Annotated in this window: 16 protein-coding genes; 5 read left to right on the forward strand and 11 right to left on the reverse strand. The window is 69.4% G+C overall.

The window, feature by feature from the left end:
• Positions 1-112: 112 nt before the first annotated feature.
• Both LBC97_08035 and LBC97_08040 read right to left on the reverse strand, forming a co-directional pair.
• On the reverse strand, positions 113-1,765 hold the full coding sequence (locus tag LBC97_08035; protein ID MDR2565994.1) for a glycosyltransferase family 39 protein: 1,653 nt from the start codon (positions 1,763-1,765) through the stop codon (positions 113-115).
• 88 nt (positions 1,766-1,853) lie between these two features.
• The gene (locus LBC97_08040) at positions 1,854-2,849 is read right to left on the reverse strand and encodes a DMT family transporter (protein MDR2565995.1); all 996 of its coding nucleotides are present in this window, start codon (positions 2,847-2,849) and stop codon (positions 1,854-1,856) included.
• A gap of 233 nt (positions 2,850-3,082) precedes the next feature.
• Here LBC97_08040 and LBC97_08045 point away from each other — a divergent pair, with 233 nt between their 5' ends.
• The 3 genes from LBC97_08045 to LBC97_08055 all read left to right on the forward strand — a co-directional run bounded on the left by LBC97_08045 (position 3,083) and on the right by LBC97_08055 (position 5,252).
• Positions 3,083-3,646 (forward strand): methylated-DNA--[protein]-cysteine S-methyltransferase, encoded by a 564-nt coding sequence (locus LBC97_08045; GenBank protein MDR2565996.1) that lies wholly within the window; start codon positions 3,083-3,085, stop codon positions 3,644-3,646.
• Positions 3,643-4,632 (forward strand): Gfo/Idh/MocA family oxidoreductase, encoded by a 990-nt coding sequence (locus tag LBC97_08050; GenBank protein ID MDR2565997.1) that lies wholly within the window; start codon positions 3,643-3,645, stop codon positions 4,630-4,632. The genes LBC97_08045 and LBC97_08050 overlap by 4 nt, the downstream gene beginning before the upstream one ends.
• A gap of 113 nt (positions 4,633-4,745) precedes the next feature.
• Positions 4,746-5,252 (forward strand): sigma-70 family RNA polymerase sigma factor, encoded by a 507-nt coding sequence (locus tag LBC97_08055; protein ID MDR2565998.1) that lies wholly within the window; start codon positions 4,746-4,748, stop codon positions 5,250-5,252.
• A gap of 127 nt (positions 5,253-5,379) precedes the next feature.
• Here LBC97_08055 and LBC97_08060 read toward each other — a convergent pair whose 3' ends face one another.
• From LBC97_08060 to LBC97_08085, 6 genes are all read right to left on the reverse strand, one after another.
• Positions 5,380-5,658, reverse strand: a complete 279-nt coding sequence (locus LBC97_08060; protein ID MDR2565999.1) for a hypothetical protein — start codon at positions 5,656-5,658, stop codon at positions 5,380-5,382.
• The gene (locus tag LBC97_08065) at positions 5,655-5,927 is read right to left on the reverse strand and encodes a hypothetical protein (GenBank protein ID MDR2566000.1); all 273 of its coding nucleotides are present in this window, start codon (positions 5,925-5,927) and stop codon (positions 5,655-5,657) included. Before LBC97_08065 ends, LBC97_08060 begins: the two co-directional genes overlap by 4 nt.
• A gap of 59 nt (positions 5,928-5,986) precedes the next feature.
• Positions 5,987-8,359 (reverse strand): FtsX-like permease family protein, encoded by a 2,373-nt coding sequence (locus tag LBC97_08070; GenBank protein ID MDR2566001.1) that lies wholly within the window; start codon positions 8,357-8,359, stop codon positions 5,987-5,989.
• Between the two features lie 2 nt (positions 8,360-8,361).
• Positions 8,362-9,249: an ABC transporter ATP-binding protein gene (locus tag LBC97_08075; protein ID MDR2566002.1), complete on the reverse strand. Its 888-nt coding sequence runs from the start codon at positions 9,247-9,249 to the stop codon at positions 8,362-8,364.
• Positions 9,250-9,539: 290 nt separating this feature from the next.
• Positions 9,540-10,814, reverse strand: coding sequence for a HAMP domain-containing histidine kinase (locus tag LBC97_08080; GenBank protein MDR2566003.1), 1,275 nt, complete (start codon positions 10,812-10,814; stop codon positions 9,540-9,542).
• A complete protein-coding gene (locus LBC97_08085) occupies positions 10,811-11,689 on the reverse strand; it encodes a response regulator transcription factor (protein MDR2566004.1) in 879 nt (292 codons plus the stop codon). The genes LBC97_08080 and LBC97_08085 overlap by 4 nt, the downstream gene beginning before the upstream one ends.
• Before the next feature lie 628 nt (positions 11,690-12,317).
• Between LBC97_08085 and LBC97_08090 the strand changes: the two genes are divergently transcribed.
• Complete coding sequence (locus tag LBC97_08090) at positions 12,318-12,692, forward strand: hypothetical protein (GenBank protein ID MDR2566005.1); 375 nt, start codon at positions 12,318-12,320, stop codon at positions 12,690-12,692.
• A 15-nt stretch (positions 12,693-12,707) separates the two neighbouring features.
• Here LBC97_08090 and LBC97_08095 read toward each other — a convergent pair whose 3' ends face one another.
• The 3 genes from LBC97_08095 to LBC97_08105 form a co-directional block, all read right to left on the reverse strand.
• Positions 12,708-14,090 (reverse strand): hypothetical protein, encoded by a 1,383-nt coding sequence (locus tag LBC97_08095; GenBank protein ID MDR2566006.1) that lies wholly within the window; start codon positions 14,088-14,090, stop codon positions 12,708-12,710.
• Between the two features lie 121 nt (positions 14,091-14,211).
• Positions 14,212-15,579 (reverse strand): hypothetical protein, encoded by a 1,368-nt coding sequence (locus LBC97_08100; protein MDR2566007.1) that lies wholly within the window; start codon positions 15,577-15,579, stop codon positions 14,212-14,214.
• A 292-nt stretch (positions 15,580-15,871) separates the two neighbouring features.
• Positions 15,872-16,261 carry a hotdog fold thioesterase gene (locus LBC97_08105; GenBank protein MDR2566008.1) on the reverse strand — a complete coding sequence of 130 codons (390 nt, stop codon included), beginning with the start codon at positions 16,259-16,261 and terminating at the stop codon, positions 15,872-15,874.
• Positions 16,262-16,278: 17 nt separating this feature from the next.
• Between LBC97_08105 and LBC97_08110 the strand changes: the two genes are divergently transcribed.
• Positions 16,279-17,769 carry an aldehyde dehydrogenase family protein gene (locus LBC97_08110; GenBank protein MDR2566009.1) on the forward strand — a complete coding sequence of 497 codons (1,491 nt, stop codon included), beginning with the start codon at positions 16,279-16,281 and terminating at the stop codon, positions 17,767-17,769.
• The last annotated feature ends 10 nt before the right edge of the window (positions 17,770-17,779 follow it).

A 17,779-nucleotide genomic window follows, 5' to 3' on the forward strand; every position in this document is an offset into this window, starting at 1 on the left:
GACCCGGCCGTGCCCCGGACGCCGCGCAGATCTCTGGCGAAAGACCCGGCCGTGCCGTTTGGGTGCCCTCGGCGTCAACGATGACCGGGGCGAACGGTTCCGAACGCGGCGGTCAGGCCGACGGCGGGGCCAAGGTCGCCGCCCGCCGTTTCTTGGGCGGTCCCTGGCCGAGCCGTCGGCGTTCGCCGGTCAGCCAAGACCAGGCGGGCCCCGTCAAAGCGAAGATTGCGGGCATGGCGAGGTAGCGGTAGCGGGGCTGGACCTCAATGGCGAGGTGGACCAGGGCGTAGGCGGACACGAACAGGGCCAGGAAGACGGCCAGGCGGCTCCACCGGCGGTCGCGGTTCAGCGCGAACACGCCGGCGGCGGCCAGCAACACGGCTGGCAGGAACACGCCGCGCTCCAGGAGCACCGAGTAGTGCGCCACCGTGAACAGGTGCTTGTCCGGAATGGCGTAGTAGTCGGCCACGGTCTTGTAGCTGGGGCCGTACTGGGGCCAGAACTGGAAGGTCGAGGTGTCCTGCCGCGCCCACAGGAGGGAGGACTGGCGGTCGACAACATGGGGCCAGCTATCCGGGAGGCGGCGCAAGCTTTGCTTCAACAGTTCCCGTGCGATCTTCCGGGCCTCCGGATTGGGGGTGGGCGCGTAGGCGCCAATGGATCCGTAATCGCTGCCCTCCGGCGGCTGAAGGCCAAGGACGAACTTCCACTCCGGCAAGTTGTTGGCGCTTCCCTCCGGATTGATCCCGGACGCCTTGACCACCAGGTTGGCGCCGACCCCCACCAGCGCGTAGACCGCCAGGGCGGCGAGGGCCGCCGCGACCGATAAGCCCAGCGGGCGCCACGACTGCCCGGCGTGCCGCCGCATAACCGGCCACACCACCGAAGTGGCTGCAAGAGCCACGCACACCACGATCCCGGCGGGGCGGGCCAAGTTGCCCAATTCGAGCACCAAGCCGCCCAAGACCACCAGGGCCCAACCGGCCCACCTGCCTTTCCGCAGGCCCCTGCCGCTCCCGCCGCTCGCCGAACCGGCGGCGGGCGACCCGCCACGGGTGGTCCGCGACGTGATCCGGCCAACGCCGCACAACACCAGATACGCGCCGAGTATCAGGAGGAAGGCCGACAAATGGTCGTTGGTTAGGACGTTGGCCTCGAGATACGGCCCTGGGTAGGCCAAGTACAGGCAGCCGGCGAACAGGCCGGCCACGGCGGACCCGGTCAAGCGGCGCGCGAACAGGTAGACCAGGAAGTTGGTGCCCGCCATGGCCAGGGCACCCACAATCAGCAAGGGGATGATCGAGCCGCCGAACAGCTTCAGCATCACCGCCTCGTAAATGGCGAACGGCGTCTGATAGGCGAAGAAGTGCCAGTAGGCCAACTCGGTGAAGCTGTGGTCGCCCCGCAGGATCGCCTCCGCCGCCTGGTACATGGTCAAGAAGTCGGACCGCTGCTGGGTCTTCCAGCGCAGGGCGAAAACGGCCTTGACCGCGAAGAACATGAGGAAGATGGCGGCTGGCGCCACCCACTTGGGGAGGCGCCAGGAGCGCCAGACGGCCAGCGCCCGGCGTCCCGCGATCCGCCAGAGGCCCGCCGCCGCCAGGCATGCCGCCCCGGCGCCCAACCACCACAGCCCGAAGTCCGCCCGCGATCCGCGTAGGACGGCCACGGCCGCGATCGCCGCCAGGACGGCGAACGATCCGGCGGCCACGAGCCAACGCGTCAGCCACCCCAGTTTGGTCTCCGCTGGCCGGGTCGGGCTCATGCCTTACCACTCCTGTTCCTGTCGCAATTCACAAGCGCCCTGCCAGACGGGCGGGCGTGCGGGCGCATGGCCCCCCAACACCCTAACGTCACGCGCCGCCCGTCTGGTCGTCGCCGTCCGGGCGCGAGGCGCGACTTGGGGTGGCGCCCGAAGGCGCCGGCGCCAATGGTTTGGGCCGTGTGGTCTTGGTGGGCCGCGCGGGGGGTCCAACCTGTGAGAGGAGGATTCCGGCCATCATCAGGCAGGCGCCCAGGTAGCCGCGCGGCCCCATGTTCTCATGGAGGATCAGCGCTCCGCCCAGCGCCCCGAAGACGGCCTCCAACGACATGATCAGGGCGGCGGGCGTGGGCGCGGCATCGCGTTGCGCCAGGACCTGGAAGGTGTAGGCCAACCCGACTGAAATCAGACCCCCGTAAAGCACGGGGATGAGCGCCAGGTCCAGACCCGCGAACGGCCTGGGGTCCAAAACCAGGGCCAGGAGGGCCGAAGTCAAAGCGCAAAAGCCGAATTGCGAACAGGCGAAGCGGAGGGCCGGCAGCCGGCCGGCGTAACGGTCCACCGCGAGGATCTGGACTGCGAAGCAAACCGCCGAGAGCATTGCCAGGCCGTCGCCCCGCGCAAAGCTGAAGGTGTCGGTGATCGCCACGAAATACAGCCCGACCAGCGCCAGCACAATCCCGGCGACGGTCAGCCAGCGGATCCGCATGCCGATGAACACTCCGAAGACCGGGACCAGCACCAGGTACAAGCCGGTGACGAACGCGGCGTTGCCGGCGGTGGTGTCCGGCATGGCGGCCTGTTGGAGTCCCGCCGCCGCCGTCAGCAGGGCGCCGCAGGCCAGGCCGGGCAAGATCACCGGCCGGGTCAGGCGCCGCCGCCGCTCCCGGTCGAAGCGCCGCCGCCGGTCGAGCGCCATCACCACGCCGCCAATCATGGCCGCCCCGAGCGCGAAGCGGACGGCGTTGAAGGTGAACGGGCCAACGTGGTCCGACCCTTCCTTTTGGGCGGTGAAGGCCAGCCCCCACAGCATCGCTGCCACCACCAGCATCAAGTTGGCTCGGATCAGGCGGCGGTTAGGCGGCAAGGCTCGGCTTTCTCGGCTGACGGGTGGATGGTGCACGGTCCCGTCGCCGCCTCCCCGCCCACCTCCGGTCGTTGAAGACAGGCGTTGGCCGGCCGCTGGCGGCATTGGGTCAACACAGGGTACTCCGAACGGGCCCATCCCCGCCGCGCGGGCGTCCAGCGTGCGCTGGCCACGAGAGCGCAAGGCCCCAAAGTCGCCAACCGCGGGCTTCCGCCGGTGGAACAATGGCGGACGTGACTGCCCCGCCCACCTGGCCCGACGCACGGGCTGACCACCGCGCACCACGGCCAGTGACTCTGGCGGCCGGGTCCTTCGAGTCGCCCATCGGCCGCTTGGGACTTTTCGCCACCGAGGCGGGGTTGGCGAAGGTGGCCTTCGAGGCGGAGGAGGCCGACCAGACGGCACGGATGGTGGCGGAACAATTGGGCGCAACGCCGGTCGACCAGCCGGAGCGGCTCGACCCGGTGAAACGGCAGCTTGAGCAGTACTTCGACCGGGGTCGTCGCATCTTCGACCTAAAGCTCGACCTGAGCTTGATCCACGGCTTCACCTTGGCGGTGATCAAACGGCTGAACATACTGCCGTACGGTCGAACCATCTCCTACGGCGACATCGCGAAGGCGGTTGGCCAACCCGACGCGGCTCGGGCCGTGGGCCGGGCCTGTTCGGCCAATCCCGTGCCGGTCGTGGTCCCCTGCCACCGGGTGGTCCGGGGCGACGGGGCCGTGGGCGGCTTCGGCGGTGGGATCGAAATCAAGAAGGCGCTGCTCCACCTGGAAGGGGTCAAACTGCAGTGAGCGAACTCGGCTGGGGAATCATGGCGACCGGCGGGATCGCCCGGCAATTCGCCAAAGACCTGAAACTGGACGGACACCGGCTGGCGGCCGTCGGATCACGGGACGTCCGCAAGGCCCAAGCGTTCGCCGACCAGTTCGGGGCCGAACGCGCCCACGGCTCCTACGAGGATTTGGCGGCGGACCCGGCGGTCGACATCGTGTACGTGGCCACCCCCCACACCCACCACCTGACCGGCGCGCTGACGGCCATCGAAGCGGGCAAACACGTGCTGGTGGAGAAGCCGCTGACGGTCAACGCCGCCGAAGCGCGCGCCCTGGCCAAGGCGGCCCAGCAGGCCGGCGTCACCGCCATGGAGGCCATGTGGACGCGCTTCCTGCCCCACATGATCCGGTTGCGGGAACTGATCGCCGAAGGCGTGCTGGGCGAACTGGAAGGCCTGGTGGCGGACCACACGCAGGCTTTGCCTGACGACCCGCGTCACCGCCTCAACGATCCGGCCCTGGGCGGCGGAGCGCTGCTTGACCTGGGTGTATACCCCATCTCCTTCGCGTTCGACTTGTTGGGCCGCCCGAGCGGGATCGATGTGAAGTCATCCAGCCTGGGTCCCACAGGCGTTGACAAATCAGTGGCCGCCGAGTTCGCCTACCCCAGCGGCGCGCGGGCGCTGTGGGTGACCGGATCCGACAACCGCGGCCCAAACGTGGCGGTGGTGCTCGGCTCGCGCGCCCAGGCCAAACTGGACGCAGTCTGGTACACGCCCACCCAGATGCGGATCTCCACACCGGACGGGAAAGTGGTCGGCGCTTTCGAAGGTGCCACTCCGGGCCGCGGCATGCAGTTCCAAGCCCGCGAACTGGAGCGCCTGGTCGAAGAGGGCAAGCCGACCAGCGACCTGATGCCGCTGACGCAGTCGATCGCCATCATGGAGGTAATGGACCAGATCAGGGCTCAGATCGGGGTGCGCTACGCCGCCGATTCGGCGTGAGCCGCCAGCTGCCGGAACAACAAGTGGGCGTTGAAGTGCGGCAAACGGCCCCCTGCCGGACATGACCATGGCAGGGGAACGAACCGAACCGTCCTTCCACGAACGGAGCACTTGTGACACAGCCCGGCCCCGCCGCCGGCCACGGCCTGGTGGAGCAGTTGTTCGCGGAGCACGCGTCCACCGTGTACCGGTATTGCCGCCTCAGGTTGGAGAAAGACGACGCGCACGATGCCGTCAGCGAGGTTTTCGTGGTCGCTTTGCGCCGCTGGGATCAGATTCCCGAGGCGCGGGTCGCGTGGTTGCTGGGGGTGGCCCGCCGGGTGGTGGCGAACATGCTCCGCAGTCGTCGGCGCTCCATCGCGCTGGCGCTGAAACTCGGCTTTGACCGGGGCGACCGGGTGCCGGATGTGGCCGAGTCGGTGGTGGCGTCCGACGCCGCCTACAGGGCTCTGGCCCGCCTCAGGGCGCCCGACCGCGAGGTCTTGCTCTTGGCTTTGTCCGGGCCGCTGACCCACATGACTCGGGAACCTATTCGGCGGAAGGCGGCGAGGCACTGGGTCAGAGCCCCGACGGATCCGCTGGCACAAGCCCTGGGACCGTGTTGGAAGAATACGAGCTGAGCGCCGAAGAGGTCCTCGACTACATGCGCTCCGGGGGGACCTGGCCTCCGCCAGTGGAGCCAAAATGAGCGGCGCTACTCGGAGGCCGTGACCGGGCGGCTGCCCGGAGCCTCGGCCCGCTCCCTTGTCAGACCCCGGAGTAGCGTTTTCGGACCGCCTCGCCGGTGGTGCCAAGGGCCAGGCCGATCTTGTGCCACGACAAGCCGGCCGCGCGCGCCGAGCCAACCGCCTGACGCATCACCGACTCGCCCCGCTGGACGTAGAGTTGGCGAGCCGCGGCCGCCTGAGTCAGGCGCAGGTCCGGCGGGAGGTCGTCGCCAGGCTCGTAAACCGTGGCGGTTGCGGGGTCGAATTCCTCGAACCGCCGCGCCAAGGAGGCTTGCTCTTCAGGCGTGAGGATCGTCATGGTCTGGCTCGGCTCCTTCTTTGGTTGGCTGGCAGGAACTTCTTTCTGGCCGGTCGCATCGCGTGGGCTATGGCGCGCGTGCCGTCGCGCAACGAGACCACGCCGACCTCCATGAGCCGTCCGGCCGAGTCCGGTCCCACGAACATGGTCATGCCGTCGTCCTGTTTGTACGTCCGAACGGCAAGGGCCACCGCGTGGAGGAGATCAGGGTCTGCGTATCCGCGTTTGCGGGCGCTCTCCAAAATGAGCAGCGCCCCGACCACTCTCACAACGATAGCTTGGCAACGGAGCCTTGGCAACGGGGCCTTGGCAACCTGTGGTAGCAGCGCTACTCGGTGACTAAGGCGTAGGCCGTGACCCGGCGGACGCCGGCGGCCAGGCCGAGGGCCACGGCCAAGGCGAAGGCCGCCAGCGCGGCGGCGAGCACGGCCACGGCGGCGGCCGGGGCCGCCATGTCGAGCGAGTAGATGCCGAGCGACCGAAACAGGGCTCCCATCAGGGCGGGGAAGAGGGCCCAGCCGGCGGCGCAGCCCAGCGCCGTTCCGATGGCGGCCGCCGGCCAGTAGGTCGCGGCCACCTGACGGGCCAACTGCCCGGTGGTGAACCCCAAAGCGCGTTGGACGCCGAAGGCGGTCCGCTGCCGGCGGATGGCCGTCCCTAGCACGCCGACCAACACCAGCGCCGTGACGGCCGCGGCGACGGCCGCCATCACCCCCGCCACGCCGGCCATGATGGCGCCGTAGGCCTGCAACTGAGCCTGCCCCTGCTCGCGCAGATTCAACGCGCCCAGCAGTGGCGGCCCCACCAAGTCGCCGTCCGCGAGCCGCGCCGCGAAGTCCGCCGCCTCAGCCGGGTCCCGCAGGTAGACGCCGATCTGGGTCCAGGGGCGGCCGGGCCAGATTCGCTCCAGTCCGGCTGTTGTCGCCGCCGTGACCAAGCCCGATTCGTTCATCGTTTGGATCAACCCCGTGACCAGGTAGGAGGCTTCGGTCCCCGCCGCGGCGAGCCGGACCTCGTCGCCCACGGCCAAGTCGAGGAGTTCGGCGTGCCTGGCGCTGACCGCCACCTCGTTCGGGTGGGCCGGGAACCGGCCCTTGAACACAAGCGTGCCCTCAAACTTCGCGAAATCGCCGGTGACCAGCCCAAACGTGAGGTCGCCGTTGAGGCGCAGGCGGACGGTGTTGGAGTATTCGGCGGCTTTGCGGACCTGGGGCAGGCCCTCCAGTTCCGCCAGCGCGCGCGGCGCGTCGAGCGGGTCGGCGACCTCCGCGATCACGTCGGGGACCTCCCCTCCGACGATCCGGTAGAAGCTGTCCTGCTCCACGCCGATGCCGTTGTAGGCGGCCAGGGCGGCCGTCGCCATGAAAGCAGCGGGCGCCACCACCAGGGCTATGGTGGCCGATTGCGCCGGGGAGCGGACCACGGCTTTGAGCGCGAGGGCGAAGGGCAGGCGCGCCCGGACGCGCGCCAGCGGCAACCGGTCGCGCTTGAAGTCGTGGACCTCCAGACCGAACCGCAACGCGGTGAGCGGCGGCAGCGAGCGCAGCCGCCAGCAAGCCCAGCCCGCCACCGCCGCGGCGACGCCGACGATGCCGCCCGCGCAGGTTCCCCCCGCCGCCCAGTCGAAGCCGGGCCGCCAGGTCAGCGCCGACTGCGCGCTGAGGGCGTCCGCCAACGCGGGCAGGGCGGCGTGCCCCAGCAGGGTCCCGGCCACCGCGCCCACCGACGCGATCAGCCCGACCTGTAAAACCAGCCCCGCCGCGAGTTGGCCCGACGTGTACCCCAGCGCTTTGAGCGTGCCGATGTCCGCCATGGAGTCCTCGATTTGGGCGCGCACCCGAAAACGGATCATGATCAGCGCCACCACGCCCACAATCGCGGCGAAGGCCATGGCGATGGTCGCCAAGATGCTCGCCATGAAGACTCTGCCCTGGCGCATCACCTCCCAGTCCGTGACCCGAAGGACGGCCTGGCCGGCGGCGACCGCGTCCATGGCGGCCGGGTTGTCCTCGAGCGCTTGCGAGGAGTAGTCGGTGGCGATCCGGACGGCATCGGCCTTGTCGGCGAACTGCGCCGTTACCAGTGTGGCGCGCGCGTCCGGAAACTGTTCGGCCAACCCGGCGAACGTGTCGGGCGAGACGACCAGGCGGTACCACTGGTTGAGGAGGGAACCGAACATGGCCTCGTCGGCGAACCCGGCCACGGTCAACTCGATCACATCCTCGCCCCTGGTCAAGGTGATCGGGTCGCCCACCGCGTAGCCGCCGGCCACCTCGAAGAGGTAGGGGAGGTAGACGCCGCCGGCGCGGAGGTCTTGGGCGCCGGGCCGCATGTCCACCAAGTCCATGGACCGGTCTTGGGTGGCGGAGACGATCATCACGACCATGGTCAACTCGCCGTCGCCGAACCGGGTCTTGGCTCCGGCGGCGAACACCGGCTCCGTCTCCACGGCCGTGGCGTCGGGGCGGTCGGCCAACTGGTCGCGGTGGGCGGGGGAGTAGACGGAATCAGACTCCATGATCACCACGTGCGGCACGTTGGCTTGGGCCGCCGCCTGGTCGTAGGAGGCGGGGTAGCGGAGCCCCACCACCAGCCCGATGGTCGCCACGGCGGCGGCCAGCGCCACGAAGGCGAGCAGGACGGCCGCCTGGCCGCGCTTGCGGCGCAGGTCGGCGCGGGCCAGCAGCCAAGCGCGCCGCATGGTCACCACCCCTGGTCGATCAGGAAGGAGCGCAGGGCCTGGGCGCGCGCCGCGTCCGGGCCCGAACCGGGGCGGTGGCCCGAACCGCGGGCGTCGGCGGGGCCGGCCGCCACCGTTTCCGCCCCGCCAGGCCCACGTGCTGCGTTGGCACCCCCGTGGCCCTCGCCAGCCGGGGCGTTTGCGCCGCCGCTTATCGCGCGCAGGTCCAACTCACCCGCGATTTGCCCGTCGCTCAGATACAACACGCGGTCGCCGCGGCGGGCGGACTTCAGGTCGTGGGTCACCAGGACCACGCTCTGGCCGCCCTGGTTGGCGGCCGTCAGGGCGTCCAGCACGGCCGTGCCGGACGTCTGGTCGAGGGCGCCGGTCGGCTCGTCCGCGAAGAGCGCCGCCGGGGAGTTGACCAGCGCGCGGACCACGGCGGCGCGCTGGGCTTCGCCGCCGGAGGTTTGGGCGGGGAGCTTGCGCCAGGTCGCCTGGTCAATGCCGACCTGCGCGAACAACTCCTCGGCGCGCCGCGCCACCGCCGCCCGGTCCTTTGACACGAGCAACCCGGCGGCCATCGCGTTGTCGAACAGGGAGAGCGTCTCCAACAGATGGATCTGCTGAAACACGAACCCGCAGGCGCGCCGGCGGAACCGGGCCAGCGCGCTCTGCGAGAGCCCGGCCAGCGAGCGGCCCTGGAAGCGCACGTCCCCAAGCGTGGGAGTGTCCATGCCGGACAGCGCGTACAACAGCGTGGATTTGCCCGCGCCGGACGCGCCCATGATGACGGTGAAGTCGCCTTGGCGGATCGTCAGGTCCAGGTTTCGCAGAACGTGCTGCTGCACGCCTTCGCGGGAGAACGTCTTGGAGAGCTTCTCGGTCTCGATCAGGGCTGGGGTGGCCATGCCCTCCATCCTGCCGCCGCAATCCTTACGCCGTCCCGGCGCGGCGGCCGCAGCGCCTTACGGAATCCTTACGCGAAACCGACTGCGGGCGGACGGCGTCGGCTGTCAGACGGGGGTTGGGCGCAAGGCCACCGCGAAGCCGCCTGCGGCGCGGACGGCATCGGCGGTCAGGCGGGTGCCGGGCGCGGCGTCGCCGTGAAACCGGTTGCGCGGCGGACGGCATCGGCGGTCAAGCGGAGGTTGGGCGCAAGGCCATCGCGATACCGACTGTGGGGCGACGGCATCGGCTGTCAGGCGAGGGCCAGGCGCAACGTCACCGCGAAACCGCTGCCTTCGGCGTTTTCGCAGGTCAGGTGTCCGCCCATGCGGGTCATCAGGTGATCGGCCAGGTACAGGCCCAAGCCCGCCCCGGTCTTCCCGGCACCCGCCCGTCCCCGGTAGAACTTGCGGGTCAGGAGCGAGAGCTCCTCCGGGTCCGCGCCGGGGCCGCCGTCCGCCAGGGTCAGGACCAGCCAGCCCGCCTCGATGCGCGCCGCCGGCCGGATGGGCGGCGCCCCGTACTTGTACGAGTTCGCGACAATGTTCCCCAGCGTTTGCGCCAGGCGCAGCGGGTCCGCTTTGACCAGGCAGTCCGGGAGCGCGGCGCCGTCCAGCCAACCCAGGTGGTCGGCCTCGGTCAGCATTTCGGCGACCTCCCGGGAGCCGATCTCGCGGGGGTTGACGGGCAAGACCTCTAGGTCCTGGAGGGCGCCGTCCAGCAGATTCGACGCGAGGGCGTCTATCTGGTCCGCCTTCGCGCCGATCACAGCCAGCCGCTTGGCCGCCTGTTCGTCACTGGTCTGGGCGGCCATGAGCTCCGCCACCGCTTTGATGGACGCGACCGGCGTCTTCATGTCGTGACCCAGGGAGGCCACCAGTTCCTTGCGGGCCCGGTCCTGGGCGCGTTCCCGCTCGCGGGCGTCGCTCAGCTCTCCGCGCATCAGGTCGAACGCCTCCGTGAACGCGCCGAAGGCGTTCGCCTTGTCCATCCTGAGCGGCGCGTCCAAGTCCCCGGCGGCCACCTGGCGGGCGAACGCCCGCATCTCGCGGAAGGGGCGCAACATGGTCCGGTGCGCTCGCCAAAGGAGGGCCAGGGCGGCGATCTCCAGGGCCGCCGCCAAGGCGACGAACGTCCACCGGAGGGCTTTGGCCTGGGCGGCCAGGGCGGCATCGTCGGCGGTGGCGAACAAAACCTGGCCCGCCAAGCGGTCGCCGTCCAGCAGGTTGAGCACCGTGCCCCGGCGGTTGATAGCGGCGGCGACGGTGCCGGGGGCGTCGGGGCCGGTGGCGTCGAGCAAGCGGCCATCAGGGCCGACCACCGCGTACGGGGGAGTGCCCGGCGGGTTCGGCAACTCGTATCCAGCGGTACCCACGCGGCTGATCTCCCGTGTCAACTGGGCCGCGACGTCGTTGAGCGCGGGCAGGTCGGGGGTGGGGGGCTGGGGCGGCTTGATGAGCGCCCAGGCCAGCGCGGTCAACGCGGCCACGGCCGCAGTCAACGCGACGGCGAGGCGGCGGGCGGTCATGCGGCGGCGCGGTCCGGGTCGAGCGCGTAGCCGACCCCCCAGGCGGTGGAGATCAGTTGGTCGTGGCCGGGGGCGGCGGCCGCCAGCTTGGCGCGCAGGCGGCGGATGTGGACGTTGAGGGCGCCCTCGCCAACCTGGGTGTGGCCCCACGCGGCCACGAAGAGCTCGCGTTTGGGCACCACCTGGCCGGGCGCGCGGGCCAGGCGCGCGAGCAGGGCGTACTCGATCGCGGTGAGGGCGATGGGGCCGGCCGGGCCGAACGCCCGCTCCAGGTCGAATCGGAGTTGGATTTGGCCGCACCGGAACTCTTGCGACGCGTGGGCGTGGGCGGGGTCTGCGTGGGTCCGGTCTGCGTTGGCGAGGTCTGCGTTGGCGAACTCCATGGGGGAGAGGTCTGCGTTGGCGAACTCCATGGGGGAGAGGTCGGTGGGGGCGAGGTCTGGGCCGACGAGGTCTCCGGCCTGGCGGGCCGCTGGCCCCGCCGCGGGTGCCGCGCTCTGGCGGCTTCGGCGCAGCACCGCCTGGACCTTGGCGTGCAGGACCGCCAGGGAATAGGGCTTGGCGATGTAGTCGTCCCCGCCCACGCCGAGGCCCAACAGGATGTCGTCATCGCCGCCGCGGGCGGAGATGAACAGGATGGGGATGTCGGTCTCGCGGCGCAGCCGCCGGCACAGCGCGAACCCCGACTCGCCCTCCAAATTGATGTCCAGCAGGATCACGCCGACGTCGTTGTTGGCCAAGAGGGTCAGGGCGCCCGCCGAGTCCGGCGCCCAAGCGGCCGGGGTTCCCAACATGGTGAAGTACTCGACGGTGGCCTGCGAAAGCGCGGCCTCGTCGTCAATGATCAGGCAGTCAACGCGCTGGCGGCGGCTCATAGGCGGTGTTCCGGACGCGACATGGCGGGCGGGCACGGTTCGCGCGCGGCGCTCGTCGCGGGCGACCCCCGACCGACGCGCGAGACGCGGGCGTAGATCGTGGATTCCATCGGCTCAGACACGCGCCACCGCCTAACTTGGGAGTCGGGTAGTCCCAGACTAGCGCCGCCGAAAGCGAGTGTAGGTTCTCATCTGAAGCGGGACGGCGAATGTAGGTTCCTGTCTGGTCTGAACCGGCGAGTGTAGGGTTCCGTCTGGCTTAGCCGCCCGAGTGTACGATCCGATCTGCGCGGCCTGCCCGAGCGTAGGATCCCATCTACTCCAAAGTGGACCGCGAGCCTCTGAACAGGCGCTACGCAAATGAGACCAAGACAGGAATCTACATTCGACTCCTTGCGCCAGATGGAATCCGACAGTCGACGGCGAAGACCAGACAAGAACCTACGCTCGGCTCCAAAAAGGCTCCAAAAGGCGCACAAAGGGCGACATTCGAGGCCGAGCGCACCGCTGGGTCAACCCTTTCGTCTGGGCGGGCGTGAGGCCGCCAAGAAGCGACACCAGGTAGTGGTCGGCGATGAGCGCTTCGAGCACGTCCCCGAAGCGGGGATCGTCGCCGCACCGTTCCCGAATGGCTTTCACGGTGAGGCTCGCGGGTGCCGTCGCCGTGGTCGAGGATCTTGAAGGCCAGGTCCTTGTCGTCGGCGTAGTAAGGATCGATTCGGGTGACGAACTCGGTCACCGCGTGGCTCTGGTCGCGGTCGTCAACGAAAGCGTCAAAGGTGTGACCGACCTCTTGCGCCGTGATGCGGTCGCGGCCCACGAAGTTGGCCGGGTCGAGTTCGGATCCGGGGTTGGGCTTGATGGGCCGCAGGCCGTCCATGGCTGCCTCCTGGCGCATGCCGATGCGAGGGCGAGATTTATACTCGCCAGTTCGAGTACAAATAGACTCGAAATGGCGAGTATAACCAGCGATCCGATGAACGCCCTGGTCAAGTGGGTATAGGGACGCCTCCGCCGTCTAATCGCCAGGCATCAGTTCCCTGATCGTCTCGCGCTCCCCGAAGGTGTAGACCGCGAACAGCCGGCTCTCTGTCCAGCGGTACCAGACCGAGTCCGCTCCGGCCAGGGCCGGGCTGGTGTCGATCGACCAGAGTTCCTCCAGGCCGTCAAGGGCGTAGGCGGTCAGTTCACGGCGGTCGCCGTCCCAGGGCTGGAGGTAGACGGTGGCGGATCCGGCGCCGACAAAGCTGAAGCTTGGGGGAAGGGTCATGCGGGCCAGTTCCCGTCCTGAGCGCAGCTTGCGTGTCGTCATGTGCTGGCCGCGCAGGATCAGGGCGGCGTCCCCGCGAACCGCGCCGATTCTGCCGGCGCCCGTCCACAGGGCGGTGCCCGTCGCCAGGTCGCGGGCCCACAGCAGGCCGGATCGCTCCCGCACTGTGGGTCCCACCAGGAGGGTGCGTCCGCGGGTCTCAAGCGCTAGGTCCCCCTGCGCGCTGGCCGCCGCGGATTCCCACAACGGAGCGCCGGTCGCCGGATCGACCAGCATGACGGGGCCGTCCTCGCCCACTCGGCGCAGGACCAGATCCCCAGGCCCGTGGACTAGGGAGAAAGTGACTCCGGGGTTGAACGGGCCGACGCGCAGTTCGGTGGGTTGGCCGGTGTCCACGTCGACGACTTGGTCGTTCGGCGCGGTCCAATAGGTGCCCGTCCACGAGTTGTGGGTTCTGGTCGACAGCGAGTCGGAATAGGCGTGGGCCCGCCACAGCGGACGGCCGAGGTCCGTGGCGTCATAAGCGGCCTGATGCTCTTCGCCCAGCGTGCTGGACCAGACCAACACCACGCCGGTGCCCAAGCCCACCATTTCGCCGCCGATGTCCGACGTCTTTGACAGAACCTCTCCCGAGGCCCCGATCGTCGCGGCCGGATAGCGGAAACCGCCGTCATCGATCTTGACGGCGTACACCGCGATCAACCCGTCGGGGTCCAGCAGCACCTCTGGGATGTACGCGTCGGAGAATTCCTCGCCCAAGGACTTGTCGACGTCGATCAGCCATGAGGGTTCGCCGGAGTCCAGGTCGAACGCCACGAGCCTGGCGGGCGGGTCAGCCTGGGGACTGCCAGGCTCGTCGGCCAACTGCACCGCCACGTCGCTCGTGGCGACCACCAGCCCGGTCTGTTCGCCCAGGAACCCCCGAAACTCGACGGCGGCAAAGTCGCCGCCGGCCAGCTCCGCCAAGTCGATCGCGTCGCCCCACACGGGCTGGGCCGCGAAGTCCGGCAGTTGGCCGGGCGTGTAGTTGTCGCTCTTGTGCGGCAGCGACGGCCATACGAAGACGGCCGCCACCGCCAAAATGGCCAGGGCGGAACCCGGTGGACGATGCCGCCACACCGCTCCCAGCACCGACTCACCTCCCGTCCGGCCCGTTCAGGCGCACGGACCGGTCTTCGACAATACCGGCCTCCACCGCCCGGCGCCCCGCTGAAGTTGCGGATACCGGAACGGAGAAACCTCCCAAGCGGACCTATCCGGCCGGAACCAGTTGGCGGATGACATGGTCGTGATCGGAGGAGAACTCCGCGAACAGCCGGTTGTCGGTCCAGCGGTACCAGATCCAATGGTCGCTGGCTTGGACGGCGGAGTCGAGCGACCAGAGTTTGTTCAGGCCGTCAAGGGAGTAGGCGGCAAGTTCGCGGCGGTCGTCCCCAATCACTTGGATGTACACCGTCTTGGCACCCACGCCGACCAGGCGGTAGCGGCCGGTTATGCGGGTGTGGGCGAACTGCCGCCCGGTGCGCAGGTCTCGGGTGGCTATGCTCGAACCGTTGAGGATCAGGGCGGTTCGGCCGCGAACCGCACCCACAGTCCCGGTGGCGGTCCACAAGCCCCGGCCGGTGGCCGCGTCCCGGGCCCAGATCGTGTCCGCCGCGTCGGCCGTTGTCGGGCCTGTCAGCAAAGTGTCCTCCCGGACCTCGAGCCGCTGATCGGGGTTGAGATCCTCCACGGGCGACCCCCACAAAGGCTCGCCGGTTTGCGGATCGACCCGCATGGCCTTGCCGTCTCGCCCCTCCCACCGCAAGACCAGGTCGTAGGGGCCGTTGGCCAGGAGATGGGCCCCGCCCGCAAGGTTGCGGCGCAGCGCAGTCGGTTGGCCGGTGTCCACGCTGATCACGCGGGCTTCCGGCGCGGTCCAGTAGGTCCCGGTCCACAGGTTGAAAGTGGTGGTGTCAAGCGAGTCCGGAAGGGCGTACGCCTCCCAAACCGGCTGGCTCAGGTCTTCGGCCCGGTAGGCGGATTGGCGCTCATATCCGGGCGTGTTGTCCCAGATCAACAGCACTCCGGTGCCCAACCCGAGCAGTTGGCCGCCAATGTCGTCCGTCACCGACATGACCTCGCCCTGGGCCCCGATCGTCGCGGTCGGATGGGACTGGCCGCCGCCGGACTCGCCGAAGGCGGAGACGGCGACCATGCCCCTGGGGTCCACCATGAAGTCGCCGAACGTGGCCGAGGCGAATCCTTGGCTGAGCGATCCGTCTATGTCGACCTGCCACCGGCGTTCGCCGGAGTCCGGGTCGAACCCGGCGACGGCGGCGATGGGCGCGTCGGCGCGAGGGGGTTCGCCTTCTTCAAGCGCCCAGTCGTTCTGGGCCAACACCAGGCCGGTGTGGTCGCCCAGGAAGCCTTTGAAGTCCACGGAGTCGAATTCGCCGTCCACCAACCCCGCCAGGTCGATGGCGGCGCCCCAGGTCGGCTTGGCCGGCAGGTCTGGCGGCTGCCGGGGCCCGCTCGCGTCGACTTGGGGCGGGTGCGGGGGGAGGAGCACAATCGCGGCGGCGATCAGCAAGAACAGCGACGCCCCCGGTGGACGATGCCGCCACAACGATCCCAGCACCCGCTCGCCTCCCGCCCGCTTTGGTTTGGGCCGCCAAAGCCCATCCCCGACAATACCGGGCTGGTGGCAGCGCTCGGGTCGCCAGGCGAAGCCCGCGATTGGGGCACGCCGCCGGTTCCGTGTTAGGTTGACAACGAGGCGCGGATGGAAACCGGTCCATCCGAACCCGGCGTCAGTCCCCCTTGGCGTGGCGCACCGGACCTCAACGGCTCAGACCTCGCCACTGAGGAAGAAGACAGTGTTTAACTGCCTTGTGAAGGCCCCGGCGGTGGTACGCGGGAATTGGGCCGGGTCAACGCGTGCCCGGATCCAGCAGCATGTTTGTGATTCGAACGGTCGCGATCAGGCGGCCCGAATCGTCCTCGACCGTCACCTCGTGGCTGGTCAGGTGTTCTCCCAAATGCAAAGGGCGGGCGGTGCCGGTGACATGGCCATCGCGAACGCCCAGGTAATGGGTGGTGTTCACGTCCACGCCCACGGCGATCCGCCCTTGTCCGGCTGCGTGCGCGGTGGCCGCCAAAGAGCCGAGGGTTTCCCCCAAGGCCGCCGTGGCGCCGCCGTGGAGGCGGCCGAACGGCTGGCGGTTCCCCGCGACCGGCATGCGGCCAACGAAATGGTCGGGCGAGGGGTCGATTATCTCAATGCCGAGTTTGGACGCCAATTCTCCGAGTTTCAACTCCACGCCCGAAAGGATATGCGATGACCAGCTTCAGTTATGTCGGGGGCGACTGGGTGGCCACGAGCGGCGATTCGGCTGATCCGCTGGTCCCCGCCGCGCTCAGGTTCGCGCGCCGCGCCGGTGTGCCGGGGATGACGCGGTTGACCTTTCACGAACGCGCCCGGATTCTGTTGAAATTGGCGGATCACCTGCAGGCCAATTCGGAAAGCCTGTATCGCCTCAGCATTCGGGTGGGCGCCACCCGGCGGGACGCGGTGGGCGACTTGGCCGCCGCTCTGGGCGTGATGCGGGGTTTGGCCGACGCGACGCTGGCGGACTTGCCGGACGCGACCATCGCGCCGGACGGCCCGGCCGTGGCGCTTGGGCGCGATTCGGACCTGACCGCCCGCCACCTGTACGTGTCGCCGCGGGGTGTCGGGGTGATTGTCAACGCCAGCAGCTACTTCCGTTGGAGTTCGACAGCCCGCCTGACGCCGGCGTTCCTGGCTGGTGTCCCGATCATTGTCAAGCCGGCGGTGGCGACCGCGCCGGTCGCCACCGAGATCATCCGGCTGTTGGTGGAGGCCCGGCTGGCGCCATCCGGTTCGCTGCAATTGCTGAACGGGAACATTGAGACGTATTGGGATCACCTCAAACTGGGGGACCGGGTCTGCTTCACCGGCTCGGGGCGGGCTGCGCTCAAGCTGTCGCAGCAGCCAAAGGTCGCCTCCGGCCGGGTCAAGCTCATCACGGGGACCATGTGCGTCAACGCGGCCGTTCTGGGGCCGGACGAGGCCCCGGGGTCCAGGGGTTTCGAGGCCCTGGTGCGTTGCGTGGCCCACGAGATGACCACCCATGCGGGCCAGACCGGCACGGCGATTCGCCGGGTGTTGGTGCCGCGTCCGCGGGTGAACCAGTTCGCGGACGCGCTCAGCCGCTACCTTGACCGGACCGCCAAGGTGGGCGATCCGGCCGATCCGACAACCACCGTGGGCCCGTTGATGGATCACAGCCAACTGCGCCATCTGCGCCGCCAGGTCAAAGAATTGGTGACGTTCGGCGGCCGGATTGTCCGGGGCGGCGCCAAACCCCGGCACTTGAACGGCCCGTATTTCGAGCCCACGGTTCTGGTGTTCGACCAGCCGACGCCGGTCCTTTGCGACGTGGAGCCGTTTGGGCCGGTCGTGTCGATAGCCGGCTACGGGTCCATAGGCGGCGCTGTGCGCCTGGCCAACGACGGGGGCAGTTCGCTGGTCATCACCTTGGCCAGCCGCGACGAAGAGTTCCTGGCTGAGGTGGCCCACGGCGTGGCGCCGTATCATGCGCGGGTGCGCTTGCTCTGCCCGACTGCGCCGACCGGCGAGGCGGGCGAGGAGGCGAAGCCGAAGGCCGGGTTCGGCTGGCTGAAGCGGCCCGAGGAGCTTTCAGGGGTCAGGGCGATTCACCAATGGCTGCATCAGGTGACGGTTGAGGGCCCTTGGGCGGCGGTCGATCAGTTGACCCATGCCGGAGCATTGGCCCACGCCAAGTAGTCTTGGGGGC

The sequence above is a fragment of the Bifidobacteriaceae bacterium genome, from assembly GCA_031281585.1.
Classification (GTDB): domain Bacteria; phylum Actinomycetota; class Actinomycetes; order Actinomycetales; family WQXJ01; genus JAIRTF01.

What these genes read in the sequence shown, in the direction of transcription:
- LBC97_08035 (MDR2565994.1), bottom strand. Translation starts at nt 1,765, where the DNA reads ATGAGCCCGACCCGGCCAGCGGAGACCAAACTGGGGTGGCTGACGCGT.
- LBC97_08060 (MDR2565999.1), bottom strand. Translation starts at nt 5,658, where the DNA reads ATGACGATCCTCACGCCTGAAGAGCAAGCCTCCTTGGCGCGGCGGTTC.
- LBC97_08070 (MDR2566001.1), bottom strand. Translation starts at nt 8,359, where the DNA reads ATGCGGCGCGCTTGGCTGCTGGCCCGCGCCGACCTGCGCCGCAAGCGC.
- LBC97_08075 (MDR2566002.1), bottom strand. Translation starts at nt 9,249, where the DNA reads ATGGCCACCCCAGCCCTGATCGAGACCGAGAAGCTCTCCAAGACGTTC.
- LBC97_08080 (MDR2566003.1), bottom strand. Translation starts at nt 10,814, where the DNA reads ATGACCGCCCGCCGCCTCGCCGTCGCGTTGACTGCGGCCGTGGCCGCG.
- LBC97_08085 (MDR2566004.1), bottom strand. Translation starts at nt 11,689, where the DNA reads ATGAGCCGCCGCCAGCGCGTTGACTGCCTGATCATTGACGACGAGGCC.
- LBC97_08090 (MDR2566005.1), top strand. Translation starts at nt 12,318, where the DNA reads ATGGCTTTCACGGTGAGGCTCGCGGGTGCCGTCGCCGTGGTCGAGGAT.
- LBC97_08110 (MDR2566009.1), top strand. Translation starts at nt 16,279, where the DNA reads ATGACCAGCTTCAGTTATGTCGGGGGCGACTGGGTGGCCACGAGCGGC.